Annotated in this window: 18 protein-coding genes; 7 read left to right on the top strand and 11 right to left on the bottom strand. The window is 62.8% G+C overall.

Going from position 1 to position 23973, the window contains the following annotated elements:
• Positions 1–32: 32 nt before the first annotated feature.
• The 3 genes from REH59_RS18695 to dkgB form a co-directional block, all read right to left on the bottom strand.
• Positions 33–1265: an MFS transporter gene (locus tag REH59_RS18695; RefSeq protein WP_003250383.1), complete on the bottom strand. Its 1233-nt coding sequence runs from the start codon at positions 1263–1265 to the stop codon at positions 33–35.
• Between the two features lie 162 nt (positions 1266–1427).
• Complete coding sequence (locus tag REH59_RS18690; protein ID WP_041168482.1) at positions 1428–2600, bottom strand: MFS transporter; 1173 nt, start codon at positions 2598–2600, stop codon at positions 1428–1430.
• A 20-nt stretch (positions 2601–2620) separates the two neighbouring features.
• Positions 2621–3424, bottom strand: a complete 804-nt coding sequence (gene dkgB / locus REH59_RS18685; protein WP_012052951.1) for a 2,5-didehydrogluconate reductase DkgB — start codon at positions 3422–3424, stop codon at positions 2621–2623.
• Positions 3425–3628: 204 nt separating this feature from the next.
• On the opposite strand from dkgB, the gene REH59_RS18680 reads away from it, so the two are divergent.
• Positions 3629–7816 carry an NEL-type E3 ubiquitin ligase domain-containing protein gene (locus REH59_RS18680; RefSeq protein WP_320450340.1) on the top strand — a complete coding sequence of 1396 codons (4188 nt, stop codon included), beginning with the start codon at positions 3629–3631 and terminating at the stop codon, positions 7814–7816.
• Between the two features lie 46 nt (positions 7817–7862).
• Here REH59_RS18680 and REH59_RS18675 read toward each other — a convergent pair whose 3' ends face one another.
• The gene (locus REH59_RS18675; protein ID WP_003250391.1) at positions 7863–8357 is read right to left on the bottom strand and encodes a DUF934 domain-containing protein; all 495 of its coding nucleotides are present in this window, start codon (positions 8355–8357) and stop codon (positions 7863–7865) included.
• On the bottom strand, positions 8341–9993 hold the full coding sequence (locus tag REH59_RS18670) for a nitrite/sulfite reductase (protein WP_012052949.1): 1653 nt from the start codon (positions 9991–9993) through the stop codon (positions 8341–8343). The genes REH59_RS18675 and REH59_RS18670 overlap by 17 nt, the downstream gene beginning before the upstream one ends.
• A 213-nt stretch (positions 9994–10206) precedes the next feature.
• On the opposite strand from REH59_RS18670, the gene REH59_RS18665 reads away from it, so the two are divergent.
• Positions 10207–11283, top strand: coding sequence for an ABC transporter substrate-binding protein (locus tag REH59_RS18665; protein WP_014861813.1), 1077 nt, complete (start codon positions 10207–10209; stop codon positions 11281–11283).
• Positions 11284–11642: 359 nt separating this feature from the next.
• On the opposite strand, the gene REH59_RS18660 is transcribed toward REH59_RS18665, so the two are convergent.
• Positions 11643–11858: a DUF2970 domain-containing protein gene (locus tag REH59_RS18660; RefSeq protein ID WP_014861812.1), complete on the bottom strand. Its 216-nt coding sequence runs from the start codon at positions 11856–11858 to the stop codon at positions 11643–11645.
• A 169-nt stretch (positions 11859–12027) separates the two neighbouring features.
• Entirely contained in the window at positions 12028–15735 is a 3708-nt protein-coding gene (gene metH, locus REH59_RS18655; RefSeq protein ID WP_004573789.1) for a methionine synthase, read from the bottom strand.
• Between the two features lie 182 nt (positions 15736–15917).
• On the opposite strand from metH, the gene REH59_RS18650 reads away from it, so the two are divergent.
• The 5 genes from REH59_RS18650 to REH59_RS18630 all read left to right on the top strand — a co-directional run bounded on the left by REH59_RS18650 (position 15918) and on the right by REH59_RS18630 (position 21378).
• Positions 15918–18218 (top strand): fatty acid cis/trans isomerase, encoded by a 2301-nt coding sequence (locus tag REH59_RS18650; protein WP_004573786.1) that lies wholly within the window; start codon positions 15918–15920, stop codon positions 18216–18218.
• A 194-nt stretch (positions 18219–18412) separates the two neighbouring features.
• Complete coding sequence (locus REH59_RS18645; protein ID WP_004573784.1) at positions 18413–19447, top strand: acyltransferase family protein; 1035 nt, start codon at positions 18413–18415, stop codon at positions 19445–19447.
• Between the two features lie 58 nt (positions 19448–19505).
• A complete protein-coding gene (gene nfuA, locus REH59_RS18640; RefSeq protein ID WP_003250416.1) occupies positions 19506–20090 on the top strand; it encodes a Fe-S biogenesis protein NfuA in 585 nt (194 codons plus the stop codon).
• A gap of 196 nt (positions 20091–20286) precedes the next feature.
• Positions 20287–20895 carry an SCO family protein gene (locus REH59_RS18635; protein ID WP_003250418.1) on the top strand — a complete coding sequence of 203 codons (609 nt, stop codon included), beginning with the start codon at positions 20287–20289 and terminating at the stop codon, positions 20893–20895.
• Positions 20896–21378 carry a copper chaperone PCu(A)C gene (locus REH59_RS18630; protein ID WP_004573777.1) on the top strand — a complete coding sequence of 161 codons (483 nt, stop codon included), beginning with the start codon at positions 20896–20898 and terminating at the stop codon, positions 21376–21378. It begins immediately after the preceding gene.
• Positions 21379–21425: 47 nt separating this feature from the next.
• Here REH59_RS18630 and REH59_RS18625 read toward each other — a convergent pair whose 3' ends face one another.
• The 4 genes from REH59_RS18625 to REH59_RS18610 all read right to left on the bottom strand — a co-directional run bounded on the left by REH59_RS18625 (position 21426) and on the right by REH59_RS18610 (position 23854).
• On the bottom strand, positions 21426–21653 hold the full coding sequence (locus tag REH59_RS18625; RefSeq protein ID WP_003250422.1) for a hypothetical protein: 228 nt from the start codon (positions 21651–21653) through the stop codon (positions 21426–21428).
• Between the two features lie 355 nt (positions 21654–22008).
• Positions 22009–22854: an AraC family transcriptional regulator gene (locus tag REH59_RS18620; protein ID WP_014861810.1), complete on the bottom strand. Its 846-nt coding sequence runs from the start codon at positions 22852–22854 to the stop codon at positions 22009–22011.
• A complete protein-coding gene (locus REH59_RS18615; protein ID WP_004573763.1) occupies positions 22851–23165 on the bottom strand; it encodes an AzlD domain-containing protein in 315 nt (104 codons plus the stop codon). Before REH59_RS18615 ends, REH59_RS18620 begins: the two co-directional genes overlap by 4 nt.
• A complete protein-coding gene (locus REH59_RS18610; protein WP_014861809.1) occupies positions 23162–23854 on the bottom strand; it encodes an AzlC family ABC transporter permease in 693 nt (230 codons plus the stop codon). The genes REH59_RS18615 and REH59_RS18610 overlap by 4 nt, the downstream gene beginning before the upstream one ends.
• Positions 23855–23973 lie beyond the last annotated feature (119 nt).

Below are 23973 nucleotides of genomic sequence, written 5' to 3'. Positions count from 1 at the left end.
ACCTCGTATCGAAGCAGCCTGGCAGCGCCACTTTAGCAGCAACGGCCAGGGCGGGCCCGCGAGCGGGTGGCCGGTAGCAAGGCGGTGGCCAACCCGAGCAGCGGCAGGAACGCGATGGCTTGGTACACCCATTCGATGCCATGCCGGTCGGCCAGTGTGCCCAGGCCGGCTGCACCCACGCCGCTGATGCCGAACATCAGCCCGAACATCACCCCCGAAACCATGCCGACCCGGCCTGGCACCGCCTCCTGGGCATACACCACCAGGGCAGCGAATGCCGAGGACATCACCAGGCCGATGGCCACCGCCAGTACGGCTGTCCAGGCGAGGTTGGCATGGGGCAGGGCCAGGGCGAAGGGCGCCACGCCGAGGAACGAGACCCAGATCACGGCCTTGCGCCCGATGCGATCACCCACCGGGCCACCGGCAAAGGTGCCCAGCGCAACGGCTGCGAGGAACACGAACAGGTACAGCTGGCTGTGCTGCACACTCAGGCCGAAATGCTCGATCAGGTAGAAGGTGAAGAAGTTGGTGAACGAAGCGATGTAGACGAACTTGGCGAACATCAGCACGGCGATCACCACCACCGCGCGCCACATGGCACCCCGCGACAGGCCGGGGGCCTGTTGGCCCGCGAAGCTCTTGAGCCGGGCCTGGCCGTGGCGCACGCTCCAGCCCGTCACCCGCAGCAGCACCAGAACGGCCAGCGCAGCGGCCAGCATGAACCAGGCAATGGCCGGTTGGCCGTGCGGAATGATGATGGCAGCGGTGAGCAGTGGGCCGAGGGCCGAGCCGGTATTACCGCCGACCTGGAAGGTTGATTGCGCGGTCCCGAAGCGCCCGCCGGAAGCCATCCTGGCGACCCGCGAGGCCTCTGGGTGAAAGGTGGCCGAACCCACGCCGACCACGGCGGCGGCCACCAGCAGCATTTCATAGCTGCCGGCAAAGGCGAGCAGGGCGATGCCCACCAGCGTCACCACCATGCCGGCAGGCAGCAGGTAGGGTTGTGGGTGCTTGTCGGTGAACATGCCGACCCAAGGTTGCAGCAGGGAAGCGGTCACCTGATACACCAAGGCGATCCAGCCGATCTGGGCAAAGCTCAGCGCGAAATCGCTTTTCAGCATAGGGTAGATCGACGGCAGTACGGCTTGAATCAGGTCGTTGAGCAGGTGGGCGAATGCAGCAGCACCGACGATGCGCACGACAAAGCCCTGAGGCTGGTCGGCAGGCGTGGCGGCGGCTACGGAGGCGGCGGAAGTTGTCATGGGCAATGTTCTTCTATGGCAAGGGAGCAAGGCGTTGCCGCAGCAGGTTATCCAGTGCCGAGGTTGCCTGTCTCACGCCGAACAGGCAGCCAATGTCGCGTTTCGGGCATCCGTGCCCACAGCCTGACAGGAGAACGGAGGCGCTCCTGCAGATGATTGCCTTCAGGCCATATCGGCTGCGGTCTTGCCGGCGACCTTGTGGCGCCCGCCCAGCCATACCAGCAACAGCCCCGCAGCTGCCAGCACACCTCCGGCCATCGGCACGGCGGCGTAGCCCAGGTTCAGGCTGATAACCGCACCACCCAGCGCCGCGCCCACGGCGTTACCCAGGTTGAACGCACCCACGTTGATCGACGACGCCAGGCCTGGTGCCTCGATGGCGGCAGTCATTACACGCATTTGCAGCGGTGGTACCACGGCGAAGGTGAACATGCCCCAGACCAGCAGGGCGATGGCTGCGCCAAGGTGGCTACCCAGTACCAGGGGCATCGCCAGCATGATCAGCGCCAGCACGGCGAGGAAGATTTTCGCCGCGCCATCCAGTGACCAGTCGGCCAGGCGGCCACCCAGGCTGTTGCCAAGGGTGAAGCCAACCCCGATCAGTACCAGTCCCAAGGTTACGAAGCCGTCCGAGGCACCGGTCAGTTCGGCCAGCACCGGCGCCACGTAGGTGTACAAGGTGAACATGGCACCGGCACCGAGCACGGTGGTGGCCATTGCCAGCAGCACGCTGGGGCGGGCAATGACCGCCAGTTCCTGGCGCACATGCGGCACGCTGCCGCGTTCACCCTTGGGCAGGGCGTACCACAGCGCGGCCATGGCCAGCAGGCCAAGTACGGCGGTACCGGCAAATGCCATGCGCCAGCCGATCTGCTGGCCAATCCAGGTGGCGGCCGGCACGCCGCCGATGTTGGCGATGGTCAGGCCCATGAACATGGTGGCCACGGCGCTGGCCTGTTTCTCCTTGGGCACCACGCTGGCTGCCACCACGGCTCCCAGGCCGAAGAACGCACCATGGTTGAGGCTGGTGACCAGTCGCGAAGCGAGCAGGGTGTAGTAGTCCGGCGACAGTGACGACAGCAGGTTACCAAGGGTGAAGATGGCCATCAGCGCCATCAGCGCAGCGCGCTTCCCAAAGCGGCTGAACAGCAAGGTCATGATCGGCGCGCCGACCATCACGCCAATGGCATAGGCGGTGATCAGCATACCGGCGCTGGGGATGCTCACCTCCACGCCCTGGGCGATGACTGGCAGTAGCCCCATCGGGGTGAACTCGGTAGTGCCGATGCCAAAGGCGCCAATGGCCAACGCGAAGAGCACGCGGCCGGGTCTCATTGTTTGAGCAGTCATCAGTGTCAGTCCCAGGTTGGCGCCAGGCCGTCAGGGCTGACCTCGCGGCCATTGCGCTCCAGCTTGGCGATGCGTGCCATGTCGTCGCTGTCCAGCGTCAGGCCACGGGCAAGCAGGTTGCTGGCCAGGTTTTCACGCTTGGTCGACGACGGGATCACGGCATAGCCCAATTGCAAGGCCCAGGCCAGGGCAACCTGGGCGACGGTAGCCTTGTGCTTGGCGGCGATCTGGGCCAGCACCGGGTCTTTCAGCACTTTGCCGTAGGCCAGGGTCATGTACGAGGTCACGGTGATCCCTTGTTCCTTGAGGAATGCGGTCAACTTGCTGTTCTGCAGGTAGGGGCTTAGCTCGATCTGGTTGGTGGCGATTTCCCCTTTGCCGACCACGGCAATGGCTTGCCTGGTCAGCTCGATGTTGAAGTTGGAAATGCCGATCTGGCGAGCCAGGCCTTGCTGCTTGGCGTCGGCCAGGGCCTTCATGTACTCGGGCAGTTCTACGCCATTGCCCGGCGCTGGCCAGTGGATCAGCAGCAGGTCGACGTAGTCGGTGCGCAGCTTCTGCAAGCTGTCACGCAGGCTGGGGATCAGCTTGTCGGCGGCGTAGTTGTCGACCCAGATCTTGGTGGTGATGAACAGCTCGCTGCGCGGCACGCCGCTTTCGGCGATGGCCTGGCCCACTTCGGCTTCGTTCTTGTAGATCTGGGCGGTATCGATGACGCGGTAGCCGACTGCCAGGGCAGACTTGACCGAGTCGATGACGGTTTGGCCGGAGAGGCGGAAGGTGCCGAGGCCGAAGGAAGGAACGCTCATGGGGTTGCTCCTGAATAGGGGGGAGGATCATGTGGTGCCCAGTGTGCAGGTTTGAACGGCAGCGAATAAGCCGCCATGGCGCCAAAGTCATTTGACCTGTAGTCACAAATACATTTTCAAGCTGTGCATTCACTACATAAATAGGGCCCGAGGGGATTGGAACCTTGTTCAGCTAGCGCTTTTTATCAAGCGTTGAGGCTGCCCATGACCCCTTCAGTAATACCCGCCGATTCCATCGATGCGCTGATTGCCCGTCAGTTGCCAGGCTGGCTCAAGCGCGCATCTGCCCAAGAGCTGACAGGCCTGCGCGCCGCTGCTTTGCGCCAACAGCGGGCGCAGGACCACGTCGACGCCTGGTTAGGGGCTATAACCCCCTTGGATGAGTTCGCCGAGTCGTTGCTCAAACGTGCGCCCGAGGCTCGTTCAATCAAGCAGGTAGACCTGCGCCAGGCTCAGCTCAGGTTGGTGACCCTCCAGCCAAAACCGTCGATATCGCCTGCTTTACCTAGCACGTCAACACGCCTCGTCAGCACCCAGACGCTTCTCTCGGCGGCACTGCATAACTTTCACGAAAAGGAAATGCAGCCTGGCTGGTTCGCGGCCGGGTCGCAGTTGGTCACTGCCAGCGGGCACCTGCTGCCGCTAAGTGCGCAAGCCTTTGTCCGCCTTTGCAGAGACATTGATATTGGCAGGCGTTATCAAAGCCATTTGCAATCGAAGCTTGAAGGCGAGGGGGTGGCCGTCGAGAGCACCCTGGAGGAGGCGTTGAGGGCCAACCTGGCGCTTGCTGCAATCGCCGCAAGGATCAAGGGTGAAATCGATGAGCAGACCTGTCAGTGGATCAACCAGGTGGTGGGCACAGGGTCTTTCCTGCCAGCCGACAACACCGTATTGAAGTGTCACACCCTGCGGCTGTTGGGCAAGGAGGTCATTGGCGCACTGGTGATCGAAGTGCGTCAGAACGCCCGCCTGCTTGGTGTTATCGCGTGGTTCCCTGAGGACCCGTATGCCCCGGTGAGTTGGCACACCAGCTGGGAGCTGCTGTACATGACCCTTGGCATACGTTTGCGTAATGAAGCGTATCGGCGCTACTTCCAGCGCTTCGTCGCAGAGCGTGATCGCGTCGCCTTCTGCGCGGCGCTGAACGCGCTGCTCAGCCACGGTAATACCGTTCTCCCGCTTGAGCTAGATGGCCGCTGTTTTGCGATCGAGGGCGACGTGTTTGTCGCGCTGCGCCAAGCCCGGATCGACAAAATGCTGGATGACGCACGGGTATTGGCGGTATCGACAGAGGATGAGGATGTCGCCGACCGTCGCGCACGTTTGCAGGGCTATCTGGATTTGGGGTTGAGCGTAGCAGGCCTGGCAGCGCTGTTTGTGCCTGTGTTGGGGCAGGCCCTGCTGGGGCTTACGGTGGTGCAGCTGGCAGGTGAGGTGTACGAAAGCTACCAGGATTGGCAGTTGGGTGATCGCGACGCCGCATTGGGCCACTTGTTCAACGTGGCCGACACGGTTGTGATGACGGCGGTGACGACGGCCGGGGCGACGGCACTTGGCAAGCTGGCCCAGCGAGTGGCGCAGGTGGATGCCTTGGTGCCGGTAAGCCTGGGCGATGGCCAGTTGCGGCTGTGTGACCCGTCCTTGTCGGGCTATCAGCGTGAGGGCGTCGATCTGATGGTAGGACAGGCCGTGAATGAAACTGGCCGTTCGCTGAGGCGCCTGCACGATGCTGTCTATGAGGTGAGTGAAGGGGACGATGGCGCATGGCGTATTCATCATCCATCAAGGCCACAGGCCTACGTACCGGCACTTGAGTACAATGGTGCCGGGGGATGGGTGCATGAGTTCGAACAACCGCAGCGCTGGCATGACGCCGCCTACATGGTGCGCCGCCTTGCCAGTCGTACGGCGCAGGTGCCCGATGAGGCGGTGTCTGTGGCGTTGCAGGCCACGGGTTTCGAGGCTGACAGCCTGCGCCGTTTGTTACTGGAAAATGCGCCCCCGCCGGCACGCCTGCTCGATGCCATCGAGCGCCAGCAATTGCACCGTGATTTCCCGGCGTTGCGAGGTGAGGCTTTCGAGGAGGTCTTCAACGAGCGACAGATCAGCCCGCAAGCAGCAGACCGGGTCTTGATGCGAGACTTCCCAGGCCTTTCCCACCGCTGCGCACGGGAAATCGTCGAGGGGGCCAGCAGTGTCGAGATGGAGAGCCTGACGGGCGCAGGCCGGGTGCCCTTGGCCTTGGCGGAACGTGCACGCTGGGCAATACGCGACAGTCGGATAGACCGTGCCTGCGCAGGGTTGCGCCAGGCCGCGGCAGAAAATGACGATACCGGCAAGCTCGCGCTGGGCCTGCTCGATGCCATCGCCCCCTGGTCGGCTGGGGTCAACGTTGAGCTGCCTGCCGCGGGCAGGGGTGGGTTGCTGCAGACGTTGAGACGGCAACTGGACAGCCGCCAGCGACAGTTGCTTGGTATTAGCCAGATGACGGATGACGCACTGGGTGAGCGGCTTGGGCGTGAGGCGCTCGCTGACCGTGAAGCGGCGGCCCGAATGATTGGGCTGGCCCGTGTGGGGCAGGGGATTCGCCCTCCTGTGCGGTTGTTCGATGGGCGTTTGGGCTACCCGCTCAGTGGCCAGCTGACAGGCACCCGACAGGCACTGCGGCGCACGTTGAACCACGTGTTCCCGGTGATGAGCAGTGAGCAGCTGGAGGTCTACCTGCAAGACCTGGCGCAGCGGGGGGTGGACCCGTGGGACCATGTCAGCCAACTGTTACAGGCCAAGGTCAGCCTCAAGCAGGCATTGCAAGCCTGGCGAAATGACGCAGGGCTGAACATTGTTCGCCGCCTGCGTCGTATCAAGGTTGCCAGGCGCATTACGGCAAGCTGGCAGCGCTTTACCCCTGGAGAGGTGGCGGGTGACTACCACCTGACCTTCGTGGGTGAGCGGGTGGGTGACCTGCCGGCTTTGCCTGAAAATGTGAGTTTTGACCACATCACGCACCTGACCCTGCGCGATATGCAGCTGACGAGCCTTGATGCGGGCTTTCTTGGTCGCTTCAGCAAGGTGCGCAACCTGGACTTGCGGAACAACCGGCTGACACGCCTTCCTGCAGGTATCGAGCAACTGACCGAATTGAAAAACCTGCGCCTTGGCGGCAACCAGATCGTGCTTTCCAGCGAGGATAACCTGCGTTTGAGCCAGCTTGTGGAACTGCGCCGCCTGGAGCTCAACGGCAACCCGGTCGGTTTGCTGCCACCCTTGGCGTCTTTCCCCCTGCTGCGCCGGCTGTCCTTGCGCAACACCGGGCTGGGCGAACTGCCCGCTGATCTGGCCAGGCACGGTAATCTGGAGTTGCTGGACATGCGTGACAACCAGATCCAGACGCTGCCTGAAGCGTTGTCCCTAGTGCCGCTTCGCTTGTGGCGGGGCCTGGAGCTGCACGACAATCCACTCTCGGACGAAACCTTGCAGCGCTTGCAGTTGGCCAGGGCGTCGGCCGGGGCTGCTGAGCGTCGACGTGCAGCTCATGCCACTTCGATCCCGAACGCTGCAGCCCCTTGGTTTTCAGGGTTCACGCCATCCCAGCGCGAGGTGCGATTGGCGAGCTGGAACCGCTTGAGCCAGGAAGCCGGAGCGCAGGATCTGTTTCGCTTTTTCTCTGATTTACGCGCCCTGCGTGAATACGACGCACAACCGCGCGACCTTCAGGCGCGGGTGTGGCATATCCTCGAAGCCTGCGAACAGCACGCTGAAGTACGCGCGAGCCTGTTCGAGCAAGTTGCCCGGCCGCGCAGTTGCAGCGACGAGTTGCTGCTGACGCTCAGCGAGCTGGAGGTTGGCGCGCTGGTCGCCAAGGCCGGTACAGCCGGTACCGGGTTGCAGAAGGAGCGGGCGCTGGTCAGGCTGGGGCGCTCGTTGTTCCGCCTGGACAAAGTCAACGCAATTGCCGCGCGGCATATTGCGGATTACTTTTCGAACGATCCCGTTGAGGTTTACCTGACCTATCGCGTCAGGCTGGCGGATAGCCTCGACCTTCCCGTGCAGCCCAGCCATCTTTCGTATGAGAGTTTCAGCGGGGTTGGCCGCGAAGACCTGGACGCCGCGCGCAGCGAGGTGCTGCGGCAGGAAACGCCACAAGCCTTGGCGCAGGCGCTGGCAGATCGATCCTTCTGGCAGGACTATCTGCACGAGCAGCAGGCGGCGCGCTTCAGCCGCTTGGACGAGCCTTTTCAGCAGCGCTTGGATGCGTTGCTCGAACAATCGAAAACGCTGAGCGATGGCGACTATTTTGCCCAGGTCGAGCATATCTGCGCAGCGCGTGAGGTCGCGAAACGGCAGCTTTTGCTTGAATTGAGCCGAGAGGCAATTCAACGCCACGGCCTGTGAACGAAACAGCCCGCCGAGAGGCGGGCTGTTCGCTGGGGCGGGACGATCAGCGGCGGCGGAACAGCGGCAGCGGTTCGTCGGTGGCGGCCTGGTAGGTCACCGAGAAGTCCTTCAGGCTTTGCAGCGCGTCTTCCGGGTCCTTGTCGGCACGGATGGCGAAGGCGTCGAAGCCGCAGCGGGCCATGAAGAACAGCTGGTCGCGCAGCACATCGCCGATGGCGCGCAGTTCGCCTTTGAACTTGTAGCGGTCACGCAGCAGGCGCGCATTGGAGTAGCTGCGGCCGTCGGTGAATGCCGGGAAGTTCAGGGCGATGACCTGGAAGTGGTGCACATCTTCACCGATTTCCTCCGCTTCCTGGTCGCTGTCCAGCCATACACCCAAGCCGCCATCGCGAGCCTTGAGCACATGGGCATGGTCGCGCCACATTTGCAGCGGCACGATGTAGTCGTCGCAGTTGGTCAGCTCGTCAAACGAGGTTTCCTTGGGCAGCAGGTGCCAGGTTTCGTCGACGATCTGGTTGTTCTTAATGATTCGCTGCATAGACGCGTTCCTTGAAGGGGTCGATGCCGATACGCTGGTAGGTGTCGATGAAACGCTCTTCCTCGGTACGTTGCTCGACGTACACGGCGATCAGCTTCTCGATCACATCGGCCATGTCATCCTGCGCGAAGGACGGGCCAAGGATCTTGCCCAGGCTTGCGCCGCGTGCGGCGTTGCCGCCCAGCGACACCTGGTAGAACTCCTCACCCTTCTTGTCCACGCCGAGGATGCCGATGTGGCCCACGTGGTGGTGGCCGCAGGCGTTCATGCAGCCGGAGATGTTCAGGTCGATTTCGCCGATGTCGAACAGGTAGTCCAGGTCGTCGAAGCGGCGCTGGATGGACTCGGCAATCGGGATCGACTTGGCGTTTGCCAGCGAGCAGTAGTCGCCACCCGGGCAGCAGATGATGTCGGTCAGCAGGCCGATGTTCGGGGTAGCGAAGCCGCCTTCGCGCAGTTCAAGCCACAGCGCGTGCAACTGGCGCTGCTCGACGTCGGCGAGGATGATGTTCTGCTCGTGCGAGGTGCGCAGGAAGCCGAAGCTGTAGCGTTCGGCCAGGTCGGCCACGGCGTCCAGCTGCTTGTCGGTCACGTCGCCCGGGGCAACACCGGTAGGCTTGAGTGACAGGGTAACAGCCACGTAGCCCGGGCGCTTGTGGGCGCGGGTGTTGCGCGAGCGCCAGCGGGCGAACCCTGGGTGCTCGGCGTCCAGGGCGGTGTAGTCGACGTTGTCGAGTGCGAGGTACTCGGGGTCGACGAAGTGGCGCGATACGCGTTGCACTTCGGCTTCGGTCAGGGTGGTGGTGCCGCCACGCAGGTGGACCATTTCGGCCTCGACCTTTTCGGCGAACACTTCCGGGGTAAGGGCCTTGACCAGAATCTTGATCCGCGCCTTGTACTTGTTGTCACGGCGGCCGTAACGGTTGTACACGCGCAGGATGGCGTCGAGGTAGCTGATCAGGTCCTGCCATGGCAGGAACTCGTTGATGAACGAGCCCACCACCGGGGTACGGCCCAGGCCGCCACCGACCAGCACACGGAAGCCCAGTTCGCCGGCAGCGTTGCGCACGGGCTCCAGGCCAATGTCGTGCACTTCGATGGCGGCGCGGTCTTCCTGCGAACCGTTGATGGCGATCTTGAACTTGCGTGGCAGGTAGGCGAATTCCGGGTGGAAGGTGGTCCACTGACGGACGATTTCACACCACGGGCGCGGGTCGACGATCTCGTCTGCGGCCACACCGGCGAACTGGTCGGTGGTGGTGTTGCGCAGGCAGTTGCCGCTGGTCTGGATCGCGTGCATCTGCACGGTGGCCAGCTCGGCGAGGATGTCGGGGATGTCTTCCAGCGCCGGCCAGTTGAACTGCACGTTCTGGCGGGTGGAAATGTGGGCATAGCCCTTGTCATAGTCGCGAGCGATCTTGGCCAGGGTGCGGACCTGGTTGGCGTTCAGCTGGCCGTACGGCACCGCGACACGCAGCATCGGCGCGAAACGTTGGATGTATAGGCCGTTCTGCAGGCGCAGAGGGCGGAATTCTTCTTCGCTCAGCTCACCGGCCAGGTAGCGGCGGGTCTGATCACGGAACTGCTTGACGCGGTCCTCGATGATCCGCTGATCGTACTCGTCGTATACGTACATAAAAGTCCTGTCTCAGGCATGCAGCTATTCGCGCGCACGGCCGCGCACTCCGGTACGGAGCCGGGGAACGATAGCAGGTTGCGGTTATGCGCTAAAGTGATGTTTTTGCATATGAAAAGAACCAAATGGACTATGTGAGATTGACTGCCATTTGTGCGCTGAGCATCGCCAGGCGTTTATAATCCGGTGTTTGCTTCGCAGAGATGTGACCCCATGCTCAAGGCCCTGTGCCAAAGCTTGTGCCTTGCCTTGCCACTGGTGGCAAATGCGCAACCGGCTTCGGTGGTGTTCCTCAACCCGGGGCTGTCCACCGAGACATTCTGGACCAGCTATACCCGCTTCATGCAGGCCGCCGCGGACGAGCTGGGCATGACCCTGCAGGTGCAATACAGCGAGCGCCGAGCCGACCTGGCACTGACCCAGGCCAGGGCGATCCTGAGCGCGCCGCAGCGGCCGGATTACCTGGTGCTGGTCAACGAGCAGTACGTGGCACCGGAAATCCTGCGGCTGTCGCGTGGCACCGGGGTGAAGCTGCTGCTGGTCAACAATGGCCTGACCGCCAGCCAGCGCTTCAGTATCGAGGGCCAGCCCGACAAGTACGCCGAGCCACTGGGTACCTTGATTAGCAACGACGAGCAGGCAGGCTTCCAGATGTTGCACCTGTTGCTCGCACAACTGCCTCGCGACGCAGGGCCGGTGGATCTGGTGGCTTTTGCCGGGGTCAAGACCACCCCGGCCTCGCAGTTGCGCGTTGAGGGCATGCGCCGCGCCTTGGCCGATTTCCCTCTGGTGCGCTTGCGGCAAGTGGTATACGGCGGCTGGAACCGCCAGCGCGCCTACGAGCAAGCGAAGCAGTTGCTTGAGCGTTACCCGGCCACCCGGCTGGTGTGGTCGGCCAATGACCAGATGGCCTTTGGTGCCATGCAGGCGTTCGAGGAGGCCGGGTACACGGCGGGTCGTGACGTGCTGTTCGCGGCCGTCAACAGCTCGCCCGAAGCCTTGCGCGCACGTATCGATGGGCGCTTGAGCGTGCTGATGGGTGGGCATTTCACCCTTGGCGGTTGGGCCATGGTGATGCTGCACGATGACGCCCACGGGCTGGCGTTGAACCGCGACGGCCTGCGCGAGCGCCGTGTTCCGGTATTGCAGGAAATCGATCAGGCCAAGGCCAGGCGTTGGCTGAAGCTGTTGGAAAGGGACGACTACGGCGTCGATTTTCGGCGTTACAGTGCTGAAGGGCGCCCGCCCGGGTACCGTTACCCGTTTCTGGCGTCACCGGTCGAATATTGAATGACCCTGCTTGAGGGAAGGGCATTGCTCGTCTTAACTGCTGGTGGTGAAGTGCATTCCCATAACCACTACAAGAGGCAATGCAATGGGAAACTCAACCAAGGTCCGCAAAGCTGACAGCAGCGTCGATGCCTGGGCGATCCTCTGCTTGATCGTTCTGGTGGTGGTCACTGCCGTGTATTGGGTCAGCCACCAGTGACTTGAAACTCAAGACCGTGATGTAGCAGGGCGCCTGTGGGAGGGAATCTCGCAGGCGCTTTAGTATTGCCTGTGCCCGTCTCTTTGCGGTGAACATCTGCCTTGAGAATGGCGCAGTACCGTCGTAGGCGCGGGTTCACCCGCGAAGAGGTCGGCACAGGTTAGCGGGTCAAGTGCAGGGCCAATTGCACCAGGCCGATCAATGCCGCAATGAACACCAGGGTGAACAGCGCCCCCAGCGCAATGAAATGGCTGGCCTTGCCGTGGGTGAAGTCGCGTGCGCGGTTTTTGCCGCTTTGCACGCCGAAGGCGGCGGCGAGGATGCTGTGCAGCATCTGCCAGAAGGTCGGGGGTTTGCCCTGGCTGGAATCGTCCATGGTGGCTCCTGGGGAAATCAGAGGCAATCAAAGACAGTGTAGGCAATGGTTGTGAGGTTGCCTGTGCCGGCCTCTTCGCGGGTAAACCCGCTCCTACAGGTCAATCACGGCCCTTGAGGCCTGTTTCATACCTGTGTGGGCGAGCCCGCGAAGAAGCCAGCGCAGTCGTTTAGCTGTCATACCCCAGGTTAGGCGCCAGCCAGCGCTCGCTTACGCTGATATCCTGGCCTTTGCGTGCGCTGTAACGTTCGATCTGGTCCTTGTCGACCTTGCCTACGGCAAAATACTTCGCCTGCGGGTGGGCGAAGTACCAGCCGCTGACCGCCGCCGCCGGGAACATCGCGAAGTGCTCGGTGAGGTACACCCCGCTTGGCCCGGTCTCACCGATGGCGGTGCCATCGAGCAGGCGGAACAGGGTTTCCTTTTCGGTGTGGTCGGGGCAGGCCGGGTAGCCCGGCGCAGGGCGGATGCCGCTGTACTGTTCCTTGATCAGCGCCTCGTTGTCCAGGTGCTCGTCGCGGGCATAACCCCAGTGCTCTTTACGCACCTGCTCGTGCAGCCATTCGGCACAGGCTTCGGCCAGGCGGTCGGCCAGGGCCTTGACCATGATCGAGCTGTAGTCGTCGCCCTTGTCCTGGTAAGCCTTGGCCACTTCCTCGGCACCGATGCCGGCGGTGGTGATAAAACCACCTACGTAGTCGGTCACGCCGCTGTCTTTCGGTGCGACGAAGTCGGCCAGCGACCAGTTGGGCTTGCCGTCCGGCTTGATGGTCTGCTGGCGCAGATGGTGCAGGGTGGCCAGTGCCTGGCCGTCTTCGCCGTAGACTTCGATGTCGTCATCGGCCACCTGGTTGGCCGGCCAGAAGCCGAATACCGCGCGGGCGCTGATCAGCTTCTCGTCGATCAGCTTGTCGAGCATCTCGCGGGCATCCTTGTACAGCGCCGTAGCAGCCTCGCCAACCACCTCGTCGGTGAGGATGCGCGGGAACTTGCCGGCCAAGTCCCAGGAGATGAAGAACGGGGTCCAGTCGATGTACTCGGCCAGGGTGCGCAAATCGATGTCTTCCAGCACCTTGACGCCGGTGAAGGAGGGCACCGCTGGCTGGTAGCTGGCCCAGTCGTACTGCGGCTTGGCAGCGATCGCCTGGGCGTAGCTGAGGCGCTCGGTGCGGGCGCTGCGGTTGGCGGTGCGCTCGCGCACGTCCACGTATTCCAGGCGGGTCTTCTCGACGAAGCCCGGCTTGAGTTCTTTGGACAGCAACTGGGTGGCCACGCCGACCGCGCGCGAAGCGTCGGTGACGTAGATGACTGCGTCGTTGCTGTACTTGGGCTCGATCTTGACCGCCGTGTGCGCCTTGGAGGTGGTAGCGCCACCGATCATCAGCGGCAGTTCGAAGCCCTGGCGCTGCATTTCGCGGGCAACGTGGACCATTTCGTCCAGCGACGGGGTAATCAGGCCGGACAGGCCGATGATGTCGCACTTCTGCTCGCGGGCCGTTTGCAGGATCTTCTCCGCCGGCACCATCACGCCAAGGTCGACGATGTCGTATCCGTTACAGCCCAGCACCACGCCGACAATGTTCTTCCCGATGTCGTGCACGTCGCCTTTCACCGTGGCCATCAGGATCTTGCCCTTGGCTTCCGGCTTGTCGCCTTTTTCGGCTTCGATGAAGGGGATCAGGTGAGCAACGGCCTGTTTCATGACGCGGGCCGACTTGACCACCTGCGGCAGGAACATCTTGCCCGCGCCGAACAGGTCGCCGACCACGTTCATGCCGTTCATCAGCGGGCCTTCGATCACTTCGATGGGGCGCGCGCACTGCTGGCGGCATTCTTCGGTGTCTTCGACGATGAACGCGGTGATGCCCTTGACCAGCGCGTGCTCCAGGCGTTTTTCCACCGGCAGCGAGCGCCACTCTTCGTTTTCCACTTCCTTGGTTGCGCCGCCACCCTTGTAGTCGTCGGCGATGGCCAGCAGTGCATCGGTGCCATGCGGGGTGCGGTTGAGCACCACGTCCTCGACCTTTTCACGCAGCTGGGCCGGGATCTCGTCGTAGATCTCCAGCTGGCCGGCGTTGACGATACCCATAGTCAGGCCGTTCTGGATGGCGTGATACAGGAACACCGAGTGGATCGCCTCACGCACCGGGTTGTTGCCTCGGAACGAGAACGACACGTTGGACACGCCACCCGAGCTCAGGGCGTGGGGCAGGTGGTCGCGGATATAGGCACAGGCCTCGATGAAGTCGACGGCGTAGTTGTTGTGCTCTTCGATACCGGTGGCGACGGCGAAGATGTTCGGGTCGAAGATGATGTCTTCTGGCGGGAAGCCCACTTCGTTGACCAGGATGTCATAGCTGCGCTGGCAGATTTCCTTCTTGCGCGCGGCAGTGTCGGCCTGGCCGACTTCGTCGAAAGCCATGACCACCACGGCAGCGCCATAGCGCTTGCACAGGCGGGCGTGGTGCTTGAACTGCTCGACGCCTTCCTTCATGGAAATGGAGTTGACGATGCCCTTGCCCTGGATGCACTTGAGGCCGGCTTCGATCACTTCCCACTTGGACGAGTCGATCATGATCGGTACACGCGAGATGTCCGGCTCACCCGCGATCAGGTTGAGGAACCGGACCATGGCCGCCTGGGAGTCGAGCATCCCTTCGTCCATGTTGATGTCGATTACCTGAGCGCCGGCCTCGACTTGCTGCAGGGCGACTTCCAAGGCTTCGGTATAGTTCTCTTCGCGGATCAGCCGGGCGAATTTGGCGGAACCGGTGATATTGGTGCGCTCACCGACGTTGACGAACAGCGACTGACGGTCGATGGTGAACGGCTCCAGGCCCGACAGGCGGCAGGCCTTGGCGATTTCCGGGATCTCGCGCGGCTTGTACTTGGCCACGGCTTCGGCAATGGCCTGGATATGGCCTGGGGTGGTGCCGCAGCAACCGCCGATGATGTTGAGGAAACCGCTGGCGGCGAATTCTTCGACCACCGCGGCCATCTCGGCTGGGGTTTCGTCGTACTCACCGAAGGCGTTCGGCAGGCCTGCGTTGGGGTGGGCGGACACGTGGGTGTCGGCCTTGGTGGCCAGCTCTTCCAGATACGGGCGCAGGTCCTTGGCGCCGAGGGCGCAGTTCAGGCCCACGGAAATCGGCTTGGCGTGGCGCACCGAGTTCCAGAACGCTTCGGTGGTCTGCCCCGACAGGGTACGGCCGGAGGCGTCGGTGATGGTGCCGGAGATCATGATCGGCAGTTCGACGTTGTCGTCCTCGAACACTTGCTGCACGGCGAAGATCGCCGCCTTGGCGTTGAGGGTGTCGAAGATGGTTTCGATCAGGATCAGGTCGGCGCCGCCTTCGATCAGGCCGCGGGTGGCCTCGATGTAGTTTTCTACCAACTCGTCGAAGGTGACGTTGCGGAACCCAGGGTCGTTGACGTCCGGGGAAATCGAACAGGTTCGGCTGGTAGGGCCGAGCACGCCGGCAACGAAGCGCGGCTTGTCCGGCGTTTCCAGGGTCTTGGCATCGGCAACCTGGCGAGCGATGCGCGCGCCTTCGACGTTCAGCTCGTAAACCAGCGACTCCATGCCGTAGTCGGCCTGGGAAATCTGCGTGGCGTTGAAGGTGTTGGTTTCGAGAATATCGGCACCGGCATCCAGATAGGCCTTCTCGATGGCGGCGATCACGTCCGGGCGGCTGAGCAGCAACAAGTCGTTGTTACCCTTCACATCGCTTGGCCAATCGGCAAAACGCGTGCCACGATAGTCGTGTTCCTCCAGACGGTAGCTTTGGATCATAGTACCCATGCCGCCGTCGAGGATCAGGATGCGCTCTTTGAGTGCGTTCTGGAGTGCTTGGAGACGAGCGCTGCGGTCGGACATAGGAACTACCTGGTCGGGCGAATATCAGAAGGTGCCGAATCATAACAAAGCTGCGCGGTTTTTAGGCATGTCGCCCATTTGCATGAAAACTGCTCATGTTGGGCGGGTGGAGGCAGCGCAAGGCACCCAGGACGACCAGGCAACAAATCGTGATGGCTTTCAAGAACCAGGACTTTCCGCACATGGTGCATCGTATCCTTGCCGGCGCCTTCGCCTTGCTCATCAGCGGCGCGGTATTCGGGCAGGCCCCCCAGTCGAGCCCGGCTATTTCCTACACCCGGGACATTCAACCGATCTTCACCGAGAAGTGCGTGGCCTGCCACGCCTGCAACGACGCCGCCTGCCAGCTCAAGCTGGAAAGCCCTGAAGGCGCGGTACGCGGGGCCAGTAAGGTCCCGGTGTACCAGGGCGAGCGGAGCAAGGCGGTGCCCACCACGCGGCTGTTCTACGACGCCCACAGCGAGGAGCAATGGCGCAAGAAGGGCTTCTACTCGGTGCTCGACAACCAGGGCGGTCAGGCCGCGCTGATGGCGCGCATGCTGGAATTGGGCCACAAGACCCCGCTTACGCCCAACGCCAAGCTGCCCGAAGAGATCGTCCTGGGCCTGAGCCGCAACAACATGTGCCCGTTGCCCCATGAATTCGACGCCTATGCCGGCGCACACCCCAAGGAGGGCATGCCGCTGGCGGTGACCGGGCTGACCGACGACGAATACGCCACCCTGCGCCGCTGGCTGGCGGCCGGTGCGCCGGTGGAGTACCAGCCGATCCAGCCGAGCGCGGCCGAAGCCAGGCAGATCGCAGAGTGGGAAGAACTGCTCAACCGCCCGGGTTCCACCGAGGCGCTGGTGGGCCGCTGGCTGTACGAGCACCTGTTTTTGGCGCACATCTATTTCGCTGGCGGCGAGCAGGGCCACTTCTTCCAGTGGGTGCGCTCGCGCACGCCAAGTGGCAAGCCGGTCGATATCATTGCCACCCGCCGCCCCAACGACCCACCGGGCACGGACTTCTACTACCGGTTGATCCCGGTGCAGGGCGTGATCGTGCACAAGACGCACATCACCTACCCGATGGGGCCGCAGAAGCTCAAGCGCGTGAAGCAGCTGTTCTATGCCGGTGACTGGCATGCTGCCGCGCTTCCGGGCTACGGCCCGCGCCACCGGGCCAATCCGTTTGAAACCTTCGAGGCGATCCCGGCGGTGGCGCGCTACCAGTTCATGCTGGATAACGCCGAGTACTTCGTGCGCACCTTCATCCGTGGCCCGGTGTGCCGCGGGCAGATTGCCACTGACGTGATCCGCGACAACTTCTGGGCGCTGTTCCAGGAGCCGGCCTTCGATCGCTACATCACCGATGCCAAGTACCGCGGCGAGGCTACCCCGCTGCTGGCCATGCCTGGTCAGATCGATGACGTGGGCAGTGTGCTGAGCCTGTGGCACGCCTATCGTGACAAGCGCAACGACTACGAGAAACTGCGCCGTGAAGCCTATGCCGAAATGCCGGCACCGAGATGGTCGACGCTGTGGGCCGGTAACGACAATGCGCTGCTGAGCATCTTCCGCCACTTCGACAGCGCATCGGTGACCAAGGGCCTGGTGGGGGATGTGCCGCTGACCGTGTGGCTGTTCGACTACCCGTTGTTCGAGCGCACGTATTACCAGCTGGCGGTCAACTTCGATGTGTATGGCAACGTTTCGCACCAGTTGCAGACGCGCCTGTACTTCGACCTGATCCGCAACGGCGCCGAGGTCAACTTCCTGCGCCTGATGCCGGCCGACCAGCGCAAGGCGATCCTTGGCGACTGGTACCAGAACAGTGGCAAGGTGAAGATGTGGATGGATTATGAAGACATCGACACCGACACCCCGAGTGGCATCAAGCTCGACCCGCGCAACCCCAAACGCGACTTTGGCCTGAAGCTGCTGCAGCGCACCGGCAGCCTGAATGCCGCACCGGACCCGATCAACCGCTGCCAGGGCGCGTTCTGCTCACGGCCGCAGATGAGCGAAGAATTCCGCAATGCCGAGCAGTCGCTCAGCCGTCTGGTGTCGCGCCCGGCGGCCGGGCTGAAGGTGATCAACCAGTTGCCCGAGGCGACCATGCTGCGTATCGAAGGGCAGGACGGCCAACGTCAGGTGTACAGCCTGCTGCGCAACCGCGCGCACAGCAACGTGGCGTTCCTGCTGGGTGAGGCGTACCGCTACCAGCCGGGGCTGGATACCCTGACCCTGTACCCGGGGGTGCTCTCCAGCTACCCGAACTTCATCTTCAACATCCCGACCAAGGATGTGCCGGAGTTCGTCGAGGACATGGAGTACGCCAAAGATGACGCGGCGAAGTTCGAGCGCATTGTCATGCGCTGGGGTGTGCGCCGCAGTCACCCGGCGTTCTGGCGCTATTTCCATGACCTGAACAGCTATATCAAGGAAACCGAACCGGTCGAGGCGGGCGTGCTGGACATGAACCGGTACGAGAACCTCTGATCGGGTTGGCTGACCTTTCCGAGTACCTTGCGGTCGGAATGGGTGGGTGGTCTTGATCGATTGCAAAGGGGGCTGCTTTGCAGCCCTTCGCGGGTGAACCCGCTCCTACAACAGGTACGGCGCTGCTCTGAAGGCTGGCGCTGGCCTCTGCACTCGATACGGGCCTCAATGCACCGCCAAGCGCAGGGTATTCCATGCTGTATTCGCTTCAGGCACTGCGGGCGTTCGCCGCCTGGGTGGTGGTCTGCCACCATTTCATGCAGATCTTCTTCGACTTCCACGCCACCGGCCCCATCGGCCAACTGCTCACCGACCGTGGCGCCGTAGGCGTCGACATCTTCTTCGTCATCAGTGGGCTGGTCATCTACCTGTCGACCCGCGACAAAACCATCGAACCGCGCCAGTTCCTGCTCAATCGGGCGCTGCGCATCGTCCCTGCCTACTGGTTCTACACAGCCCTGATGGCCATGTTGCTGCTGGCATTCAGCCAATGGATGCCACATCAGGCGTTTGACTGGCGGCACCTGTTCCTGTCGCTGCTGTTCATCCCGGCGGAAAACCCAGGTGGCTATGGCCTGTACCCGACCCTGAACGTGGGCTGGACGCTGAACTTCGAGATGTTCTTCTACCTGCTGTTCGGCCTGGCCTTCCTGGTACGCCAACGGCATCACCTGCTGCTGGTGACTGCCGCTCTGTTGCTGGTCAGTGAGGTACTGGGGCGCATGGGCGTGGTCAGCCGCTTCTACAACAACGGCATCATCTACGAGTTTCTGCTGGGCATTGGTGTCGGCGTACTGTACCGCCGCGGGCTGATCCGCCAGGGCCGGTGGTTGCCGCTGGCGTTGCTGGGTGTGGCGGGCATGGCGATCTACTATCTGGACGCTTCCCAGCGCTTGCTGCACTGGGGGTTACCGAGTGCGATGGTCGTCCTGGCCTTCGTGGCCATGGAGCCGCTGTTCCAGGGCAATCGGCTGCTCAAGGCCCTTGGCGACTGTTCGTACTCGGTGTACCTGATACATGTGCTGGTGCTGTATGCCGGTTGGTTCGCCAGTGAGCGCCTGCATCTGAACCCGTTCCTGACATTTGCCCTGTGCGTGCCGTCCATTGGACTAATGTCGTGGTTCAGCTATCAGTGGCTGGAGCGCGGCCTGTACCGGCGAATGCAGGCCTGGCTGGCGGCGCAACGGGGGCCGGCCCCTGAATATGCGCTTTCCCGAGTCAATTGCTAGGACTTTGTTCGAAGGCTGGGTTGGCGTACACTTGGCCGCAAGTCTGTGAGGAACCTACATGAGCGCTATAACCATTACCGACGCCGCCCATGACTACCTGGCCGATCTGCTCTCCAAGCAGAATACGCCCGGCATCGGCATTCGCATTTTCATCACCCAGCCGGGCACCCAGTACGCCGAGACGTGCATCGCCTACTGCAAGCCGGGCGAAGAGAAGCCTGACGACACCGCCGTGGGTCTGAAAAGCTTCACTGCTTACCTGGACGCCGTCAGCGTGCCGTTCCTGGAAGACGCACTGGTCGACTACGCCACCGACCGCATGGGCGGCCAGCTGACCATCAAGGCGCCAAACGCCAAGGTGCCGATGGTCAACGAAGACAGCCCGATCAACGAGCGTATCAACTACTACCTGCAGACCGAGATCAACCCCGGCCTGGCCAGCCATGGCGGCCAGGTGAGCCTGGTGGACGTGGTCGATGACGGCATTGCCGTGCTGCAGTTCGGTGGTGGCTGCCAGGGTTGCGGCCAGGCCGATGTCACCCTGAAGGAAGGCATCGAGCGCACCCTGCTCGAGCGTATTCCGGAGCTGAAGGGCGTGCGCGACGTGACTGACCACAGCCAGAAAGAAAACGCCTACTACTGAGTTGAAGGCGGCTCCCTTAGCAACAAAGTGTTACGGTTTCAACCCCTGCGACAACAGGCCGCAGCCCGTATTCAAAGGGCTGCAGGCCATCCCCGCCATGGTCGGGTAGAACCCCTCTGGGTGTCATGCCAGAATGCCCCGGTTTTTCGACCGGCCCGTCCCGAGGGCCGGCACCTTCCCTTTAAAGGATGGTTTCATGAATGATCTTTTGACCCGGCGTGCGGTTGTCGCCGGCATGGGCGTTCTCGGGCTTGGCCTGCTGGCAGGCTGCAGCCCGGCCCGGGGGCTCGAGTTCAAGTACGGCAAGAACATGAGCAACGAAATCCTCGGGCGCAAGTTCAGCCTCAAAGACCCGCAAGGTAACGTGCGCACCCTGTCGAGCTTCTACGGCAGCATGCCGATGGTCTTCTTCGGCTTCACCCAGTGCCCGGCCGTCTGCCCGACCACGCTGGCGCGGGCGGCGCAGATTCGCAAGCTGCTGAGGGGCCGCGACCGCGACCTGTTCCAGGTGGTGTTCATCACCCTGGACCCGGAGCGCGACACGCCCGAGGTGCTCGATGCCTACGTCAAGGCCTTCGACCCGACGTTCACCGCGCTGACCGGCACCCCCGAGGAAATTGCCGCGGTGGCCAAGGAATTCAAGGTGTTCTACGAGAAGGTTCCGGCCGGAGACACCTACACCATTTCTCACTCGTCCACCAGCTACGTCTACGATACACGTGGCACCCTGCGCCTGAGCCTGGGCCATTCCCTGAACGCCAAGGAATGCGCCGAAGATCTGGTCACCCTGATGGAGATCTGCTGAATGTCGATGCAACCGATCAAACGCGGTCTGGCTGCCCTGGTACTGATGGGGCTGGCCCTGCCGGCCCTGGCCCAGACCACCGTGAGTGATGCCTGGGTGCGTGCCAGCGTGCCGCACCAGCAGTCCACCGGTGCGTTCATGGTCCTGACTGCCAGCAGCGACAGCAAGCTGGTGGGCGTGGCTTCGCCTGTGGCCAAGACCGTGCAGGTGCACGAGATGACCATGAACGGTGACGTGATGGGCATGCGTGAGGTCAAGGCTGTCGAATTGCCAGCCGGCAAGGCAGTGACCCTGGACCCGAATGGCCTGCATGTCATGCTGATGGGCTTGAACAATCAGGTGAAGGAGGGTGACAAAGTGCCACTGACCCTGACCATCGAGGATGCCAAGGGCGCCAAGGAAACCCTGGACGTTCAGGCGCAAGTGCGTGCGCTCAACGCCGACGCGGGTGGTGGGCATGATCACATGCACATGAACCACTGACAGATCAAAGGGCCGCGTTCAGCGGCCCTTTTTTTCAACTGCGCCTTTCAGCTACGAAAGCGCGGCAGCGGTCTGTCGAGGGTCAGCGACGTCAGGGTCTTTCGAACCTGGGCCTCATCGGCCTCCAGTGCCTTCAGGCTAGCGCGGATCTTGCCGGCGGCGGGCACATCGCCCTGCCGGTCGATCCAGTCGGCAATCTCCTTGCAGGCACTGCTCAGACAGGCCTGGCGCTGGTTCATCAACGACAGAAGGGTGGTGAGCTCTCTTTCGGACATGGCAGGATCCTCCATTCAGCCCTGTCAGTGTAGCAGAGGGTTGGCCAGGCTCTTGCGGCCTTTGCAAGGTGCGTTGCGGCAGCTGCCAGTGGCTGCTCTTGCGGCGCAGTAACAACTCGTTACTTATAAACAGCATGTTTAAAGTTGATGCTCGTGCCGTGCAAGGGATTCAGGGCTCGGTATCTGAACGTGACCTGTTGAAGTGCTCAACTGCACAGTCGGGAAAATGCCGTCGGGTCTGCATTCAAAGCATGGTTGTTGTAGGAAAATTCCGCGTTTCTGATTTTCGCTTACGCGCAGAGCATAGCTTGGGCCTGGCGTATAGATGCAAGTTCGAGAGGGCGCTGCCGCCCTTTCACGCGCGCAGAGCAGAGTGAACGCAGGCTTGCCGATACGCCCCCGGGGTCACCCCATAGGCTTGCTTGAACTGCCGGCTCAAATGGCTCTGGTCGGCAAAGCCGAGGTCGAACGCCACTTGCGAAGCGGCCAGGCCGTGCTTCAGCATTTCGCGGGCGCGGGCCAGGCGGCGTTGCTTCAGCCAGGCATGGGGTGGCAGTCCGGTGGCCTGGCGGAACACCCGGGCGAAGTGGAACGGCGACAGGTTGACTGCTGCCGCCAGCGCTTCCAGTGAGGGCGGGTCGGCCAGTTGGCTTTCCAGCAGTTCGCGGGCGCGGGCTACGGCCAGGGGTTCGTGGCCAGGGGCCGAAGGCTCGGCGCACTGCCCGTGCCGCTGCACCAGGGCCAGCACCGCCTGGCGCCAGGCCGTCTGCTGCTGCAAGGCGCTGGCGCTGGCTTCGGACAACTGATGCAGCTGGCTGAACGCGAAGGCCAGGGCCGGGTCATGGATCACGCTGTCCTTGAAGCTGGGCATGCCGTGGCGGCCCAGTTCCAGTTCGTCGAGCACACCGGTGACCCGCTCGTGCTCGGGATAGAAGCCGCGATAACGCCAGCCGGCTTCATGGGCCGTAGCGCCGGTATGCAGTTCGTCGGGGTTGATCAGCACCATGCTGCCGACCGGTGCCAGGTGCTCGCTGCCGCGGTGCCAGAAGCGCTGGGCGCCCGACTCGATCACGGTGAATACATAGCCTTCGTGCACATGCGGGGCGAAGCGCTGCTGGTAGTAGCGAGCGTGCAGCATCTCGACGTCGCCAAGGGCTGGCGCCTGCCAGAGGTGTGTCTGCTCGCGCAAGGGCGGGCTCATGCCAGCCAGCTGCGCAGAAGGAAGAAGATCAACATGCTCACCAGCATGCTCAGCAATACGCTGCGGGTCAACAGCACCAGGGCGATGGCCACAAGGGAGCCCAGCAGGTAGGGGTTGAGCACGCTCAGGTTGAGCTGGTGGTCGGCCATGAAGATGATCGGGCCGCAGATGGCGGTGAGCATGCCCGGCACGGCAAAGCCGAGAAACTGCCGGGCATTCGAGCTCAGGCGCAGGGGCAGGCGCGGCTCCAGGAATGCGTAGCGGTTGAGGAACACGATGGCGCCCATGGCGAAAATCAGGATCCAGGTCATGCGCGGGCTCCGGCGAATTTCTGGCAGATGAACCCGGCGCACATGCCCAGCAGGCCTGCGACCACCAGGGCGGTTTCCCAGTGCCAGTAGCTGAACAGCACCGAACAGAACAGCGACACGGCTACGCACACCACGGTGGCCAGGTTGCGCACCAGCGGCGCGATCAGGGCGACAAAAGTGGCGACAATGGAGAAATCCAGGCCGAACTGGTCCAGGTGTGGAATGTTCTGGCCCAGCAGTATGCCGGCCAGGGTGAACAGGTTCCAGGCGATGTAAAAGGTCAGGCCCACCCCCAAGGCATACCAGCGGTTGAATTGCTGCTGGTCGTACTGGCTGGTCAGGGCGAAGAATTCGTCGGTCAGCAGAAAGCCCAGGCCGAGCCGCCAGCGCAGCGGCTGGCTGGACAGTACCGGGCGCATCGACAGGCCATACAGCAGGTGCTGCGAGGTCAGCAGCAGGGTGGTGAGCAGGATCGATGCCAGGTTGGCCCCCCCTTTGAGCATGCCAATGGCCACCAGCTGCGCGGCGCCGGCGAAGACGATGGCCGACAGCCCCTGCCCCTGCCAGGCGCTGAGGTTGGCCTCGATGGCCATGGAACCGGCCAGCAGGCCCCAAGGGGCAACGGCCAGGGACAACGGGAGAATGGCAATGGCGCCGTGAAGAAAGGCTTGGCGGGCGATGTGGGGCATGATGGCTGCATGACGGCTACGAGGCAGGCCAGCATGACAGACGGGGCAGGGGATGGCTTGAACGATCTTGCTGGTCGAGGCGTGTTCGTCTCAACCTCAGTGGCCAACTGACAACAGGG

It is taken from the genome of Pseudomonas sp. BO3-4 (assembly GCF_034044115.1).
GTDB classification, from domain to species: domain Bacteria; phylum Pseudomonadota; class Gammaproteobacteria; order Pseudomonadales; family Pseudomonadaceae; genus Aquipseudomonas; species Aquipseudomonas alloputida.
This window is presented reverse-complemented; position numbering and strand designations above follow the sequence as displayed.

What these genes read in the sequence shown, in the direction of transcription:
- REH59_RS18690 (WP_041168482.1), bottom strand. Translation starts at nt 2,600, where the DNA reads ATGAGACCCGGCCGCGTGCTCTTCGCGTTGGCCATTGGCGCCTTTGGC.
- REH59_RS18615 (WP_004573763.1), bottom strand. Translation starts at nt 23,165, where the DNA reads ATGACCTGGATCCTGATTTTCGCCATGGGCGCCATCGTGTTCCTCAAC.
- REH59_RS18630 (WP_004573777.1), top strand. Translation starts at nt 20,896, where the DNA reads ATGTCGATGCAACCGATCAAACGCGGTCTGGCTGCCCTGGTACTGATG.
- REH59_RS18635 (WP_003250418.1), top strand. Translation starts at nt 20,287, where the DNA reads ATGAATGATCTTTTGACCCGGCGTGCGGTTGTCGCCGGCATGGGCGTT.
- REH59_RS18645 (WP_004573784.1), top strand. Translation starts at nt 18,413, where the DNA reads ATGCTGTATTCGCTTCAGGCACTGCGGGCGTTCGCCGCCTGGGTGGTG.
- REH59_RS18650 (WP_004573786.1), top strand. Translation starts at nt 15,918, where the DNA reads ATGGTGCATCGTATCCTTGCCGGCGCCTTCGCCTTGCTCATCAGCGGC.
- metH (WP_004573789.1), bottom strand. Translation starts at nt 15,735, where the DNA reads ATGTCCGACCGCAGCGCTCGTCTCCAAGCACTCCAGAACGCACTCAAA.
- REH59_RS18660 (WP_014861812.1), bottom strand. Translation starts at nt 11,858, where the DNA reads ATGGACGATTCCAGCCAGGGCAAACCCCCGACCTTCTGGCAGATGCTG.
- REH59_RS18695 (WP_003250383.1), bottom strand. Translation starts at nt 1,265, where the DNA reads ATGACAACTTCCGCCGCCTCCGTAGCCGCCGCCACGCCTGCCGACCAG.
- REH59_RS18675 (WP_003250391.1), bottom strand. Translation starts at nt 8,357, where the DNA reads ATGCAGCGAATCATTAAGAACAACCAGATCGTCGACGAAACCTGGCAC.
- REH59_RS18625 (WP_003250422.1), bottom strand. Translation starts at nt 21,653, where the DNA reads ATGTCCGAAAGAGAGCTCACCACCCTTCTGTCGTTGATGAACCAGCGC.
- REH59_RS18665 (WP_014861813.1), top strand. Translation starts at nt 10,207, where the DNA reads ATGCTCAAGGCCCTGTGCCAAAGCTTGTGCCTTGCCTTGCCACTGGTG.
- REH59_RS18670 (WP_012052949.1), bottom strand. Translation starts at nt 9,993, where the DNA reads ATGTACGTATACGACGAGTACGATCAGCGGATCATCGAGGACCGCGTC.
- REH59_RS18680 (WP_320450340.1), top strand. Translation starts at nt 3,629, where the DNA reads ATGACCCCTTCAGTAATACCCGCCGATTCCATCGATGCGCTGATTGCC.
- REH59_RS18620 (WP_014861810.1), bottom strand. Translation starts at nt 22,854, where the DNA reads ATGAGCCCGCCCTTGCGCGAGCAGACACACCTCTGGCAGGCGCCAGCC.
- REH59_RS18610 (WP_014861809.1), bottom strand. Translation starts at nt 23,854, where the DNA reads ATGCCCCACATCGCCCGCCAAGCCTTTCTTCACGGCGCCATTGCCATT.
- nfuA (WP_003250416.1), top strand. Translation starts at nt 19,506, where the DNA reads ATGAGCGCTATAACCATTACCGACGCCGCCCATGACTACCTGGCCGAT.
- dkgB (WP_012052951.1), bottom strand. Translation starts at nt 3,424, where the DNA reads ATGAGCGTTCCTTCCTTCGGCCTCGGCACCTTCCGCCTCTCCGGCCAA.